The following is a 13,562-nucleotide window of genomic DNA, read 5'->3' on the forward strand; positions in this document are numbered from 1 at the left end:
CCGGCTACTTCAGCAGCCTGGACATCCTCCGGTCCGCGAGCGGTTTGCCGCCCGTCTGGCAGGTCGGGCAGTACTGGAGCGAGGAGTCGCTGAAGGAGACCTCGCGGATGGTGTCACCGCACACCGGGCAGGGCTCTCCGGTGCGGCCGTGGACGCGCAGACCGCTCTTCTTCTCCGCCTTCAGACGGCCGGCCGCCACGCCCCGGGAGCGCTCGACCGCCTCGGTGAGCGTGGTGCGCAGGGCCTCGTAGAGACGGGCGGTGTCCTCGGGGGTGAGGGTCGCGGCCAGTTTGAAGGGGGACATCTTCGCCGCGTGCAGGATCTCGTCGCTGTAGGCGTTGCCCACGCCGGCGATCAGGCTCTGGTCGCGCAGGGCGCCCTTGAGCCGGCGGCGCTCGGGTCCGAGGAGCGCGGCGAGGCGGCCTTCGTCGAAGTCGTCGGCGAGCGGGTCGGGGCCCAGGCGTGCGACGCCCGGGATCTCCTGGGGGTCGTGGACGACGTAGACGGCGAGGCGTTTCTGCGTGCCCGCCTCGGTGAGGTCGAAGCCCTCGCCGGTCTCCAGGGCCACGCGCAGCGCGAGGGGGCCCTTGCCGGGGCGGGGCGGGCCGTCCGGGAGCCGGTCCTTCCAGTGCAGCCAGCCCGCGCGGGCCAGGTGGGTGACGAGGTGCGGGCCGCCGTCCGTCTCCACGTCGAGGAACTTGCCGTACCGGTGCACGGCGCTCACCTCGCGGCCCTCGACGGCGGTCAGCGGCGGATCGTACGTCTTGAGGACGCTGATCGCGACGGGCAGCACGCGCACGATCTCGTGACCGACCAGGTGCTCGGTGAGGAAGTCCTTGAGCGCTTCCACCTCGGGGAGTTCCGGCATACGTCCAGAGTGCCACCCGGCACCGACAGTGGCGGGCGGGAGCGGTCGCGCGGGTGCAGTCGCCTTCGCTTCAGTCGCCTTCGGGGACCACGAACTCGCACCACACGCACTTGCCGCCGCCGCGCGCCTCCACGCCCCACACGTCGGTGAGCAGGTCGACCAGGAGCAGGCCCCGCCCGGAGACCCCCGACTCCCCCGCCTCGCGGCGGCGCGGCAGGGCGCTGGAGGAGTCCTCGACCTCGACGCGCAGCCGCCGCTCGCTGCCGCCCAGGACCCGGAGGGTGACGATGGCGGATCCTTCGGTGTGCATCAGCGCATTGGTGATCATTTCGTCGGCGACCAGCTCGATCTCGTCGGCGCGCTCCTTGGCGCCCCAGGCGCGGACCGCGGCCCTGATCATGTGCCGGGCCTCCTTGAGGGCCTCGGGGTCGCCGGGGGCCACGTGCTGCTGGAGCCGGCCGCCGGACCGCTGGGGCTCCAGACCGCGGCGGCGCAGCAGGAGCAGGGCCACGTCGTCGTCGCCGCCGCGTTCCTCGGCCACGGAGATGAGACAGTCCGCGAGATCCCGTACGTCGTCCGGGCCGCTGGTGATGAGGGCCGTCAGGGTGCGCATGCCGTCGTCGAGGTCGGCGCCGGGCTGTTCGACCAGGCCGTCGGTGCACAGCAGGAGGGTGTGACCGGGGTCGAGTTCGAGGGTGCCGACCGGGTACTCGAGGCGCCCGAACTCGGCGGACAGACCCAGCGGCAGTCCGCCCGGCAGGGACAGGCGGCGGCAGGTGCCGTCGGCGTCCCGGATCAGCGGGTCGATGTGGCCTGCCCGGACCACCTGGACCACTCCGGTGGCCAGGTCGGCCTCCGCGTAGAGGCAGGTCGCGAAGCGGTCGGTGTCGAGTTCGTGGAGGAAGACGGAGGCGCGGGCCATCACGGTGGCGGGCGTGTGGCCCTCGGCGGCGTAGGCGCGCAGCACGATGCGCAGCTGGCCCATGACGGCGGCCGCGTGCGTGTCATGGCCCTGGACGTCGCCGATGACGGCGCCGACCCGGCCGCCGGGCAGCGGGATCAGGTCGTACCAGTCGCCGCCGATGTCCCGGCCGAAGGAGCCCGCGGCGGAACCGGAGCGGTAGCGGACGGCGACGTCGGCGCCGCGCACGCTGGGGATGGTCCGCGGCAGCATCGCCTGTTGGAGGCCGGCGGCGAGGTCCTTCTCCTGCTCGTAGAACATGGCGCGCTGCATGCTCTGGGCGATGCTGCTGCCGAGGGCGAGCAGGACGTTGCGCTCCTCGGGCGAGAAGCCGCGCCGGTCGCTGTAGAGCAGGCCCATGGCGCCGATCGGCCGGGCCTGGACGATCAGCGGCAGATAGGCGGCCGCCGTGATGTCCAGGCCGGCGAGGTGCGGCCACAGCAGGGGGTAGCCCTCGGCGAACTCCTCCGGTGACACGATGAAGCGGGGCGTGAGGGTCCGTACGACCTCGCTCATCGGGTACGGCTCGTCGATGCGGGTGAGGTCGGTGCCGGGGACGAAGCTGCCCGCGGGACCCTCGGCGATCAGCCGGATGCGGCCGGCCTCGACCAGGCCCACGACCAGGCTGGTGGCGCCCAGGTGGGTGAGGCCGTGGGTGTCCTTGAGGACGTCGATGACGTCCTGGACGGTGCGGGCGTGGGCGAGGGCGGCCGTGGTGAGCTGGACGACGTTGGTCTGCTCGCGCCGCGCCGCGTCCTCGGCGGCCTCCTCGCGGCGGTCCCGGCTCTCGCTCAGCTCCTGGGTCGCGTCCCGGACGATGCCGATGATCCGGCGCGGACGGCCCGTCTCGTCGCGCCGGATGTAGCCCTGGGTGTGGGTCCAGCGCAGGGTGCCGTCGCGGCAGCGTATGCGGAAGTAGGCGCCGTAGTTCTCGCTGCCGTCCTTCAGGGCCTGGGCGACCAGGCCGTCGAGCCGGTAGGCCTCCGCCCTGGGGACCCGGATGACGAGCGTCTCGGGGTGGTCGTCGTATTCGTCGGGGCGCAGGTCGAAGACCTCGTGGGCCTGGGCGTCCATGTGGAACAGACCGGTGTCCAGGTCCCAGTCGAAGCTGCCCATGCGGTTGAGCGCCAGGATCGGATCCGGGTGGGCGGGCCAGTCGTCCGGGAGAGACAGGGCGCTCACGCCCCGATCAACCATGGGCCCACCTTGCCAGGGTTCACCCGATTCTTCGAGCGGGAAGCGAACAGGAATTCCCGGTTCTCCGGTCGCCACCCGAGCTCAGCCGTCGAAAACACCCGTGGGACTGTCGAAAATGCTGCGACTCGTGGTGTCGTCGGGTGTGGCGGTCGGAAGGACCTCCTGACTCGACCGCGTGTCCTGGCCGGCGCAGCCGCCGACGAGGAGCACGGCGAGTGCGCAGGCCACGGCGAAGGTTCTGGTGACTGTGCGCACCGCTTCCTCCTGCCTCACTTCAAGCCATTCGCCACTATTGTCTGCGTCGCTCACATGGGTTACGCAAGCGGAAGATGGACACACGGAGAGTGACATGGGGTTCGGCGCCACAATGGAGTGAGGAGCGCACGGCCGTGGAGTGGTTCATCGCACCCGAGTACTGGTGGAGCCGGCTGGTCTTCCAGCGGGCTCTGGCCGGGCTGTACCTCGTGGCGTTCCTGGCGGCGGCCCTGCAGTTCCGTGCGCTGATCGGCGAGCGGGGCATGCTGCCGGTCCCCCGCTTCGTCGGCCGGGTGCGCTTCAGGCAGGCCCCCAGCCTGTTCCAACTCCACTACTCGGACCGCTTCTTCGCCGCCTGCGCCTGGACGGGCTGCGGCGTCTCGGCGGCGCTGATCGCCGGACTGGACTCCTGGCTCCCGCTCTGGGCAGGCATGTTGCTGTGGCTGGTTCCCTGGGTGCTGTATCTCTCGATCGTCAACGTCGGCCAGACCTGGTACGCCTTCGGCTGGGAGTCGCTGCTGCTGGAGGTGGGCTTCCTGGCGGTCTTCCTCGGCAACGACGAGGTGGCCCCGTCGATCGTGGTCCTCTTCCTGCTGCGCTGGATCCTGTTCCGGGTGGAGTTCGGCGCGGGCCTGATCAAGATGCGCGGCGACGCGTGCTGGCGGAAGCTGACCTGCCTGTACTACCACCATGAGACCCAGCCGATGCCGGGCCCCCTGAGCTGGTTCTTCCACCACCTCCCCCGGCCCCTGCACCGCATCGAGGTGGCCGCCAACCACGTGACCCAACTCGTCGTCCCGGTGCTGCTGTTCGCCCCGCAGCCGGTCGCCACGGCCGCCGCCTCGCTGATGATCGTCACCCAGCTGTGGCTGGTCCTGTCGGGCAACTTCGCCTGGCTGAACTGGATCACCATCGTGCTCGCCGTCTCCGCCCTGGAGCTCCCGGCCGGTCCGCCGTCCTCCGTGCCCGGCGCCCCGCTCTGGTACGAGGTCGTGGTCCTGGCGGTCGCCGCGCTGCTCCTCGGGCTCAGCTACCACCCGGTCACGAACATGATCTCCCGCCGGCAGATCATGAACCGCTCCTTCGACCCGCTCCACCTGGTCAACACCTACGGCGCGTTCGGCAGCGTCAGCCGGATCCGCTACGAGGTGGTCGTCGAGGGCACGGACGATGCCGTACCGCACGAGGACTCGGACTGGCGGGAGTACGAGTTCAAGGGCAAGCCGGGCGATCCACGGCGCTGGCCCCGCCAGTTCGCGCCCTACCATCTGCGCCTGGACTGGCTGATGTGGTTCGCCGCGCTCTCGCCCTCGTACGCCGGCGCATGGTTCGGCGCCCTGGTGGAACGACTCCTGGAGAACGACCGCGACACGCTGCGCCTGCTGCGCCGCTCCCCCTTCCCGCCCGACGCCCCGCCCCGCTACATCCGGGCCCGCCTCTTCCGCTACGAGTACACGAGCTGGCGGGAGCTGCGGGAGACGGGGGCGTGCTGGGAGCGCACGTATGTACGGGAGTATCTGCCGCCCACACGGCTGGCGGGGGTGGCTCAGCGGAGCTGACCTGGAGGCGGTCCCGTCCGTGCTCCCCTGCGCATGGTTCACCAGGTGTGTCGCGGCCAGGTCCAGGGGCGTCAAAGACCGTAGACGCGGGTGGCCGTGCCGTGGAAGATGTCCGCACGGGCGGCCGCGTCGAGATCAGCCATCAACTCCCGTGTGACGGACAGGACTTCGCCGTACGTCGACTTTTCCGTGCACACCGGCCAGTCCGAGCCGAACATCAGACGGGCGGGGCCGAAGGCCTCCAGGGCGATGTCGGTGTACGGGCGGAGGTCGTCGATGGTCCATGAGTCGGGGGCGGCCTCGGTGACCAGGCCGGAGAGTTTGGCGGTCGTGTGGGGCAGGGCGGCGAGGGCGTGCAGGTCGGTCGCCCAGGGTTTCAGGGCGCCCGAGGCGATGGGCGGCTTGCCCAAGTGGTCGAGGACGAAAGTGAGTTGGGGGAGGTCGGCGGCCGCCCTGGTACAGGCCGGCAGTTGGTGCGGGAGGACCACGAGGTCGTAGACCAGACCCGCTTCGGCCACGGCCGCAAGGCCTCTGCGTACGTCCGGGCGCAGCAGCCACTCGGGGTCGGGCTCGCCCTGGACCTGGTGGCGGATCCCCTTGAGGTAGTGGCCGCCGGGGAGTTCGCGCAGACGGGCCAGTTCGTCGGTGATGTCCGGGCGGGTGAGGTCGGTCCAGCCGACGACCCCGGCGATCAGGTCGTTTGCGGCGGCCAGGGCCAGGAACTCCGGGGTCTCCTCCGGCACCGTGACCGTCTGGACGAGGACCGTGCGGTCGACTCCGGACGCCTGCGCCTGGGGAGCGAGGTCGTCGAGGGTGAAGTTCCGGCGGAGCGGGCTGAGGTCGGGGATCCAGTGCTGGTCCCGGACGGAGAGGTCCCACATGTGGTGGTGGGCGTCCACCGTCACGGCAGCTCCCGGACGACGGGCAGACCGGCGGCCGCGCCCTCGTCGGAGTAGTCGCGCACGACGTCCGGCAGCTGCGCCGTACGGGCCTGCCAGGCGATGTCGACCGGTTCCTTCGGGACCTCGCGGTGGGCGGCCTCGTACTCGGCGATGCGGTCCGCGCGGACCCTGGTGTGCAGGGCGACTCTCATGACGCTTCCTCCGCGGGCACGGGGGCTTCGGGCGGCAGGAGCCCTTCCGCGCGCAGCTGCTGCCAGAAGGCGGCGGGAGGGGGTGCCGCGAACTGCTCGGCGCAGTCGCGGACTTCCGCCGCCGAGCGGGCACCCACGAGGACGCTCGCGACCGCCGGATGGGCGGCGCAGAAGGCGAGGGCGGCTGCCCGCAGGGTGGTGCCGTGCCGGTCGGCGACCGCCTTGAGGTGCAGGGCGCGGTCCAGCAACTGTGCCGGCGCGGCCGCGTAGTTGTACGTCGCGCCCGGCTTGGGGTCGGCGAGCAGACCGGAGTTGAAGGCGCCGCCGATCACCACCGAGGTGCCGCGTTCCTGCGCCGCGGGCAGGAGTTCGGTGAGGGCCGGCTGTTCCAGGAGCGTGTAGCGGCCGGCGCACAGCACGACGTCGACGTCGGTGTCGCGGACGAAGCGGGTGAGCATCCCGGTCTGGTTCATGCCCGCGCCGATGGCGCCCACGACCCCTTCCGCGCGCAGCTTCTCCAGCGCCGGGTAGCCCTCGTGGAAGGCCTGTTCGGCGTGGTCGTCGGGGTCGTGGAGGTAGACGATGTCGACGCGGTCGAGGCCGAGCCGTTCGAGGCTGGCCTCAAGGCCGCGGCGTACGCCGTCGGCGCTGAAGTCCCACACGCGGCGGTGAGTGGCGGGCACGGCGAAGCCGTTGGCGAGGTCGTCGCCGCCCTCGCCGGAGGGCTCCAGGCGGCGGCCGACCTTGGTGGAGATCGAGTAGGCGGTACGGGGGTGTTCGCGCAGCGCGGCGCCGAGGCGGCGTTCGGACAGGCCGAGGCCGTAGTGCGGGGCGGTGTCGAAGGAGCGGATGCCCCGCTGCCAGGCCGCGTCCACCGCCTCGTGGGCCTGTTCCTCGCTGACCTCGGTGTAGAGGTTGCCGATGACGGCCCCGCCGAAGGCAAGGGCGCTGACCTCGACCGTGCTGCTGCCGAGCCGGTTCACTGGCCCACCGGCCTCAGGCGCAGGCCCTGCATGCCGCCGTCCACGGCGAGTGAGGTGCCGGTGGTGGCGCCGGACAGCGGGCTCGCCAGGTAGGCGATGGCGCCCGCGACTTCGGCCGCGCTGACGAGGCGGCCGGTGGGCTGGCGTGCCTCCAGCGCGGCGCGCTCGGCGACGGGGTCGTCGGCCGCGTCCAGCAGGCGGCCGACCCACGGGGTGTCCGCCGTGCCGGGGTTGACGCAGTTGACGCGGATGCCCTCGCGGACGTGGTCGGCGGCCATGGCGAGGGTCAGCGAGTACACCGCGCCCTTGCTCGCGCAGTACAGGGCGCGCTGCGGCAGGCCCGCGGTGGCCCCGATGGAGCAGGTGTTGACGATCGCCGCGTGCTGCGAGCGGCGCAGGTGGGGCAGGGCGGCGCGGGAGACGCGGACCATGCCGACCACGTTGATGTCGAGGACGCGGTGCCATTCGGCGTCGTCGTTGTCCTCGATGGTGCCCAGCGCGCCCACGCCGGCATTGTTGATCACGATGTCGAGGCCGCCGAGCTCGGTGACCGCGGCGGCCACCGCCTCGCGTACGGACGCGTCGTCGCCGACGTCGGCGCGGAAGCCGAGCAGCGGCTTGTCGACCGAGGACGGGTCGAGGTCGAGTACGGCGACCTGGGCCCCGCGGGCGGCGAGGAGTTCCGCCGTCGCCCGCCCGATGCCGGAAGCCCCGCCCGTGACCAGGGCCTTCAGACCCTCGAAGTCGGTCATGCCGCCTGTCCTTCTTTCTTCTCGTCGAGGTCTGCGGCCCAAAAGGTACCGCCGGGGAAGGTGTACCGCGCGATGGACTCCGGGCGCATGGCGGCCGAGAAACCGGGCGCGGCAGGTGCCGTGTAGTGACCCTCGCGGATCACCACCGGGTGGAGGAAGTGGTCGTGGAGATGGTCGACGTACTCGATGACCCGGTCCTCGGTGGTGCCGGAGACCGCCACGTAGTCGAACATCGACAGGTGCTGAACGAGTTCGCACAGGCCGACGCCGCCCGCGTGCGGGCAGACCGGCACCCCGAACTTGGCGGCGAGCAGCAGGATCGCGAGGTTCTCGTTGACGCCGCCGACGCGGGCCGCGTCTATCTGCAGGACGTCGAGGGCGCCCGCCTGAAGGAGCTGTTTGAAGACGATCCGGTTCTGGACGTGCTCGCCGGTCGCCACCTTGACGGGCGCCACCGCGGTGCGGATGGCCGCGTGGCCGAGCACGTCGTCGGGGCTGGTGGGCTCCTCGATCCAGTACGGGTCGAACTCGGCGAGGGCCCTGGTCCAGCGGATCGCCTCGTCCACGCCCCAGCGCTGGTTGGCGTCGATGGCCATCCGGATGCCGGGGCCGACGACCGAGCGGGCGACCCGGCAGCGGCGCACGTCGTCGTCGAGGTCCGCCCCCACCTTGAGCTTGATCTGGGTGAATCCGTCGGCGACCGCCTGGGCGGCGAGCCGGGTGAGTTTCTCGTCGCTGTAGCCGAGCCAGCCCGCGGAGGTGGTGTAACCGGGGTAGCCGCGCTCCAGCAGCCGGGCCCTACGCTCTTCGGAGCCCGCCCGGCCCCGGCGCAGGATCTCCAGTGCCTCCTCGGGGGTGAGCGCGTCCGTGAGGTAACGGAAGTCGATCTGGGCGACCAGCCATGCGGGATCGGCCTCGGCGAGCAGCCGCCACAGCGGCTTGTCGGCGCGCTTGGCCGCCAGGTCCCACACGGCGTTGACGACCGCCCCGATCGCCATGTGCATCACGCCCTTCTCGGGCCCCAGCCAGCGCAGCTGGCTGTCGCCGACCAGGTCGCGGTAGACGGCTCCCGGGTCGGCACACACCTCGTCGACGGACCGTCCCACCACGTGGTGGCGCAGCGCGTGGATCGCGGCGACCTGGACATCGTTGCCACGCCCGATGGTGAAGGTGAAGCCGTGCCCCTCCGGCTCGTCCTCGCCGTCGGTGCGCAGCACCACGTACGCGGCCGAGTAGTCGGGGTCCGGGTTCATCGCGTCGGAGCCGTCGAGCTCACGCGAGGTCGGGAACCGGATGTCGTAGGTGTCGACCGCGGTGATGCGGCAGGAGGGGCCGGGCGTCGAGGACACGGAGGGCCTTTCGGTCGGGGGCAGGGGCGGTGGTCAGTCCTGGGCGCGTCCCGTGGTGAGGCGGGCGAGGATGAGCGCGAGCAGGATGATTCCGCCGTAGATGGCGTCGATCCAGAACGACGGCACCTGAGCCATGGTCAGCATGGTCTTGACCACACCCAGCAGGAGTACGCCGGTCAGGGCGCCGAACATGGTTCCCTTGCCGCCGTCGAGGCTGATCCCGCCGATCACGGCGGCGGCGAACACGGTGAAGATCATGTTCTGGCCCTGGTTGGCGCCGATGGCGCCCACGTAGCCGGTGTACATCAGACCGCCGACCGAGGCGAGGACACCGGCGACGGCATAGACGCCGAGCCGGACGCGGTCCACGCGGATACCGGCGGCGCGGGCCGCCTCCAGGTTGCCGCCGATCGCGTACAACGAACGGCCCACCCGGTGGTACTTCAGCACCAGCCCGGCGATGGCGAAGGCGACGGCGGCCACCCACACGGAGATCGGGATGCGCAGGAACGTGGTGGTGGCCAGCGAGAAGAACGCGTCGGGCATCCCGAACAGCGTCTTGCCCTTGGTGGCGCCGACCAGCAGCCCACGCAGGATGATCAGCATGGCGAGGGTGACGATGAACGCGTTGAGCTTCACCTTCACGACGAGGATGCCGTTGAAGGCACCGATGGCCGCGCCCACCAGGGGGATGGCCAGCAGGGCCAGTCCGGCGGGGAGTTCCGTGCCCCAGCCGGCCTGCGCGGCCGGCAGCACCAGCAGCGCCGCCACCGCCGGCGCGATGCCGACCACCGACTCCAGCGACAGGTCGAACTTGCCGGTGATGAGGACCAGCGACTCGGCCAGCACCACCATCGCCAGCGAGGCCGACGAGGCCAGGATGGAGATCAGGGTGGCTTCGGTGAAGAAGGAGTCGTTCAGGACGGCACCGAGCAGAAGCAGCAGCAACAGCGCGGGGACCAGGGCGAGTTCGCGGGCGCGGCGCAGCAGGACCGCCCTCGCCGCCCGGGCGTCGGGCATGCTCACCGGCTTCACCGGCGGGGCCTTGGTGTCAGCCATGGTCCACTCCTTCGATGGAGGCGATCAGCTCATGGTCGCGCCAGCCCGCCGGATGCTCGGCGACGACGCGGCCGTGGAAGAGGACGAGGACGCGGTCACAGCGCCGCAGGTCGTCGAGTTCGTCGGAGACGACCAGCACCGCGGTGCCGTCCTCACGGGCGCTGTCCACGCGGGCCAGCAGTGACTCCTTGGACTTCACGTCCACGCCCGCGGTCGGGTTGATCAGGACGAGCAGCCGGGGGTCGGAGGCGAGGGCGCGGGCCATGACGACCTTCTGTGCGTTGCCGCCGGACAGGTCGGAGACGGGCTGCTCCGGGCCCTCGGTGTGGATGTCGAGACGGTCGATCAGTTCGGCCGCGACACCGCGCCTGCGGTCGGTGCCGATGAAGCCGAAACGCCCGAGCCGGTCCAGGACGCTCATGGTGGCGTTGTCGCCGATGGTCATCCCGGCGACCAGGCCCTGGTCGTGCCGGTCGCGCGGGACACAGCCGACACCGGCCTTCAGGGCGGCCTGCACGGACCCGAACCGCAGCGGCTCGCCGTCCAGTCGGGCGGTCCCGCCGGTGGGTGTGCGCAGGCCCGCGATGGCCTCCGCCAGCTCGGTCTTGCCGCTGGCGCTGGATCCGGCGAGCCCGACGACCTCGCCGCGGCGGACGGTCAGGTCGATGTCCTCGTACGACTCCGAGGTGAGCCCGCGGGCGTCGAGGAGCACCGGCGCGCTGTCGTCGACGAGCCTTTCCTGTACGGCCTGTTCGGCGATCGTCTCCAGGGACTCCCCCGCCATGGCCTCGATCAGCGCCGCCCTGGGCAGGTCGGCGACCGGGGCCGTGGTGATCCAGCGGGCGTCGCGCAGGACGGTGACGGTCTGGCAGACCTCGTAGACCTCCTGCAAGTGGTGCGAGATGAACAGGAAGGTGACGCCGGAGTCCTGGAGTGCGCGCATGCGGCTGAAGAGCCGCTCGATCTCACGCTTGTCGAGCTGGGCGGTGGGCTCGTCCAGGATGATGAAGCGGGCGCCGAAGCTGAGCGCCCGGGCGATCTCCACCATCTGGCGGTCCTCGACCTTGAGGTCGGCGGTGCGGGCCTCCGGGTCGACTCGCACGTCCCAGGTGTCGAGGAGTGCGGCCGCCTCGCTCTTCAGCCGGCGCCAGCTGATGAAGCCGCGCTGGAGTGGCTGCCGGTTGATGAAGAGGTTCTCGGCGACCGTCAACTCGGGTACGACGGTGGGGTGTTGGTAGACGCAGGCCACCTTGCGGCGCCAGGCGTCGCGGTCGGCGAGTGGGGGCGCGGGCTCGCCGTCGAAGCGGACCGTGCCCTCGTCGGGCGCCTCCAGGCCGGTGAGGATCCGGACCAGGGTGGACTTGCCGGCGCCGTTGCGGCCGACGAGGGCGTGGGACTCGCCGGACAGGACGGTGAGCCGGCCGTCCGCGAGGGCGGTGGTGGGGCCGTATCGCTTGACGATGTCCCGCGCCTGGGCGAGCGGGGTGCTGGGGCTGCTCATTTGACCGTGTTGCCCCACAGCTTGGGGTCGTCGACGTTGTCCTTGGTCACCAGCGGCGCGGGCAGCTGGTCCTCCAGGATGCCGCTGGGCAGCTTGACGATGGTCGAGTCGTGGTCGGTCGGGCCGGGCTTGAAGGTCTTCCCCTCCATCGCCGCCTTGATGTAGTACATGCCGTACTTGGCGTAGGCGTCGGCGGGCTGGGAGACGGTCGCGTCGATCTCGCCCTTGCGGATGGCGTCGAACTCCTGCGGGATGCCGTCGTTGGAGACGATGGTGATGTGGCCCGCGATACCGGCCTTCTTCAGCAGGCCCTTGGACTTCAGGGTCTGCAGGGTCGGCGCCAGGTAGACCCCGCCGGCCTGCAGATAGATGCCCTTGATGTCGGGGTTGGCGTTGAGGAGGGTGTCGAGTTTGGAGGCCGCGGCGTCGGACTCCCACTTGGCGGGGATCTCCAGCACCTTGAGCCCCGGGTACTTCTGCTTCACGCAGGACCGGAAGGCCTCGGAGCGGTCCCGGCCGTTGACGGAGGCCAGGTCGCCCATGATCTGCACGACCTTGCCACTGGTGATGTGCCCGCCGAGGTAGTCGCAGGCCTTGGTGCCGTAGGCGACGTTGTCGGCGCGGACGACCATGGCGACCTTGCCCTTGTCGGGCGCGACGTCGACCGCGACGACCGGGACGCCCTTGCGGTCGGCCTGGTCGAGGCCGGCCTCGATGGCGGCGCTGTCCAGCGGGGCGACGACCAGGCCCTTCACGCCCTGGTTGAGCTGGTTGTTGATGTCGGTGATCTGCTGTGAGGGGTCGCTGTTGGAGTTGACCGTCTTGAGCGCGTCGACGCCCTCGGACTTCGCCATCTTCGGCACGTAGTCGTTGTACGACTGCCAGAACGGCGAGGTCAGCAGGGGCAGGATCACCCCGACCTTGCCGGTGCCGCCGCCTCCGGCACTGCCGGAGCCCCCGGTGTCCTTGGTGCTGCCGCACGCGGCGAGCGCGAGCGAGGCGCCCGCGGCCACGGTCATCACACCGATCATTCGAAACCTGTTCCGCTTCCCCACTGTCCTGCCGGGCATCTGGCGGCTCCTCGTTGAGCGTGTTCGAGCAGATGCCCGCATATTTATCAGACCACTTCCCCGAAACAACACCCTCCGACGGCAGATTTTCCCGCCTTCTGACAGTATTGGTCGGACCACCTCCGTGGTTAGACTGCGGCGCACCGGGTGACAGGAGGCACGGCGTGGACGAGACCGCCCCGCAGAAGGGCACGGTGACGCAGCGCGCCATCGAGCGGATCAAGGCGATGATCGGCGAGGGCCGTCTGGAGCCCGGCGAGCGGCTGCCCACCGAACGGGATCTCGCCGCCCAGCTGGGCATCTCCCGCAGCTCGATGCGCGAGGCGATCCGCGCGCTCACGGTGCTCGGTGTGCTGGAGGCCCGGCACGGCTCCGGCATCTATGTCACCCAGCTGGAGGCCGGCGATCTGCTGGAGACGTTCGGGGTGGTCGCCGACCTGTCCCGGGGCCCGCGTCTGGTGGAGCTCCTGGAGGTGCGCCGCATCCTGGAGTCGACGGCGACCGCGCTGGCGGCCGCCCGCATCACGCCCGACCAGCTGGCCGAGGTCGAGAAACACCTCACGGCGATGAACGCCACCGACGACCCGGAGGTGATCCTCGCCCACGACCTCGCCTTCCACCGCGAGATCGCGGCCGCCGCGGGCAACGACACCATGGCGGCCATCCTGGAGGGCCTGTCCTCCCGCACCTTCCGCGCCCGCGTCTGGCGCGGTTACCAGGAGGAGGGCGCCTTCGCCCGCACCCGGCGGGAGCACGCGGCCATCCACCGGGCCCTGGTGGCCCACGACCCGGAGGCGGCACGGGCTGCGGCGGCCGCACATGTGGGCGAGGTGGAGGAGTGGCTGCGGGCGCAGCTGGGAGGTCAGGCGCGACCGTCGGCCTGGCCGCTCTGACGGCGGACTCCCGGACGGGCCG

At 71.2% G+C, this 13,562-nt stretch carries 13 protein-coding genes; 2 read left to right on the top strand and 11 right to left on the bottom strand.

Annotated elements, in window-relative coordinates; translation table 11 throughout:
- Positions 1 to 4: 4 nt before the first annotated feature.
- From ACWC1K_RS03525 to ACWC1K_RS03535, 3 genes are all read right to left on the bottom strand, one after another.
- The gene (locus ACWC1K_RS03525; protein ID WP_450828521.1) at positions 5 to 868 is read right to left on the bottom strand and encodes an Fpg/Nei family DNA glycosylase; all 864 of its coding nucleotides are present in this window, start codon (positions 866 to 868) and stop codon (positions 5 to 7) included.
- A gap of 70 nt (positions 869 to 938) precedes the next feature.
- The gene (locus ACWC1K_RS03530) at positions 939 to 3,026 is read right to left on the bottom strand and encodes a SpoIIE family protein phosphatase (protein WP_450828523.1); all 2,088 of its coding nucleotides are present in this window, start codon (positions 3,024 to 3,026) and stop codon (positions 939 to 941) included.
- Between the two features lie 81 nt (positions 3,027 to 3,107).
- The gene (locus ACWC1K_RS03535) at positions 3,108 to 3,281 is read right to left on the bottom strand and encodes a hypothetical protein (RefSeq protein WP_450828525.1); all 174 of its coding nucleotides are present in this window, start codon (positions 3,279 to 3,281) and stop codon (positions 3,108 to 3,110) included.
- 134 nt (positions 3,282 to 3,415) lie between these two features.
- Here ACWC1K_RS03535 and ACWC1K_RS03540 point away from each other — a divergent pair, with 134 nt between their 5' ends.
- Entirely contained in the window at positions 3,416 to 4,840 is a 1,425-nt protein-coding gene (locus ACWC1K_RS03540; protein WP_450828527.1) for a lipase maturation factor family protein, read from the top strand.
- Between the two features lie 71 nt (positions 4,841 to 4,911).
- Here the strand turns inward: ACWC1K_RS03540 and ACWC1K_RS03545 are convergent, their stop codons facing one another.
- From ACWC1K_RS03545 to ACWC1K_RS03580, 8 genes are read right to left on the bottom strand one after another with little or no spacing between them, the layout of a single operon-like run.
- Positions 4,912 to 5,745: an amidohydrolase family protein gene (locus tag ACWC1K_RS03545; protein ID WP_450828529.1), complete on the bottom strand. Its 834-nt coding sequence runs from the start codon at positions 5,743 to 5,745 to the stop codon at positions 4,912 to 4,914.
- Positions 5,742 to 5,933 carry a hypothetical protein gene (locus ACWC1K_RS03550; protein ID WP_450828531.1) on the bottom strand — a complete coding sequence of 64 codons (192 nt, stop codon included), beginning with the start codon at positions 5,931 to 5,933 and terminating at the stop codon, positions 5,742 to 5,744. Before ACWC1K_RS03550 ends, ACWC1K_RS03545 begins: the two co-directional genes overlap by 4 nt.
- Positions 5,930 to 6,916, bottom strand: coding sequence for an aldo/keto reductase (locus ACWC1K_RS03555; RefSeq protein WP_450828533.1), 987 nt, complete (start codon positions 6,914 to 6,916; stop codon positions 5,930 to 5,932). The genes ACWC1K_RS03550 and ACWC1K_RS03555 overlap by 4 nt, the downstream gene beginning before the upstream one ends.
- Positions 6,913 to 7,668: an SDR family NAD(P)-dependent oxidoreductase gene (locus ACWC1K_RS03560; RefSeq protein ID WP_450828535.1), complete on the bottom strand. Its 756-nt coding sequence runs from the start codon at positions 7,666 to 7,668 to the stop codon at positions 6,913 to 6,915. Before ACWC1K_RS03560 ends, ACWC1K_RS03555 begins: the two co-directional genes overlap by 4 nt.
- Positions 7,665 to 9,017, bottom strand: coding sequence for an L-fuconate dehydratase (locus ACWC1K_RS03565; RefSeq protein ID WP_450828537.1), 1,353 nt, complete (start codon positions 9,015 to 9,017; stop codon positions 7,665 to 7,667). Before ACWC1K_RS03565 ends, ACWC1K_RS03560 begins: the two co-directional genes overlap by 4 nt.
- A gap of 33 nt (positions 9,018 to 9,050) precedes the next feature.
- Positions 9,051 to 10,076: an ABC transporter permease gene (locus ACWC1K_RS03570; protein WP_450828539.1), complete on the bottom strand. Its 1,026-nt coding sequence runs from the start codon at positions 10,074 to 10,076 to the stop codon at positions 9,051 to 9,053.
- Positions 10,069 to 11,577, bottom strand: coding sequence for a sugar ABC transporter ATP-binding protein (locus ACWC1K_RS03575; RefSeq protein WP_450828541.1), 1,509 nt, complete (start codon positions 11,575 to 11,577; stop codon positions 10,069 to 10,071). The genes ACWC1K_RS03570 and ACWC1K_RS03575 overlap by 8 nt, the downstream gene beginning before the upstream one ends.
- The gene (locus tag ACWC1K_RS03580) at positions 11,574 to 12,647 is read right to left on the bottom strand and encodes a sugar ABC transporter substrate-binding protein (protein ID WP_450828543.1); all 1,074 of its coding nucleotides are present in this window, start codon (positions 12,645 to 12,647) and stop codon (positions 11,574 to 11,576) included. Before ACWC1K_RS03580 ends, ACWC1K_RS03575 begins: the two co-directional genes overlap by 4 nt.
- A gap of 164 nt (positions 12,648 to 12,811) precedes the next feature.
- On the opposite strand from ACWC1K_RS03580, the gene ACWC1K_RS03585 reads away from it, so the two are divergent.
- Complete coding sequence (locus tag ACWC1K_RS03585; protein WP_450828545.1) at positions 12,812 to 13,540, top strand: FadR/GntR family transcriptional regulator; 729 nt, start codon at positions 12,812 to 12,814, stop codon at positions 13,538 to 13,540.
- Positions 13,541 to 13,562: the final 22 nt, after the last annotated feature.

This window comes from Streptomyces sp. NPDC001492 (assembly GCF_053597275.1).

Bases quoted from the DNA above. Each gene is read 5' to 3' on its own strand.
- ACWC1K_RS03525 (WP_450828521.1), bottom strand. From the start codon at position 868: ATGCCGGAACTCCCCGAGGTGGAAGCGCTCAAGGACTTCCTCACCGAG.
- ACWC1K_RS03550 (WP_450828531.1), bottom strand. From the start codon at position 5,933: ATGAGAGTCGCCCTGCACACCAGGGTCCGCGCGGACCGCATCGCCGAG.
- ACWC1K_RS03580 (WP_450828543.1), bottom strand. From the start codon at position 12,647: ATGCCCGGCAGGACAGTGGGGAAGCGGAACAGGTTTCGAATGATCGGT.
- ACWC1K_RS03570 (WP_450828539.1), bottom strand. From the start codon at position 10,076: ATGGCTGACACCAAGGCCCCGCCGGTGAAGCCGGTGAGCATGCCCGAC.
- ACWC1K_RS03530 (WP_450828523.1), bottom strand. From the start codon at position 3,026: ATGGTTGATCGGGGCGTGAGCGCCCTGTCTCTCCCGGACGACTGGCCC.
- ACWC1K_RS03575 (WP_450828541.1), bottom strand. From the start codon at position 11,577: ATGAGCAGCCCCAGCACCCCGCTCGCCCAGGCGCGGGACATCGTCAAG.
- ACWC1K_RS03560 (WP_450828535.1), bottom strand. From the start codon at position 7,668: ATGACCGACTTCGAGGGTCTGAAGGCCCTGGTCACGGGCGGGGCTTCC.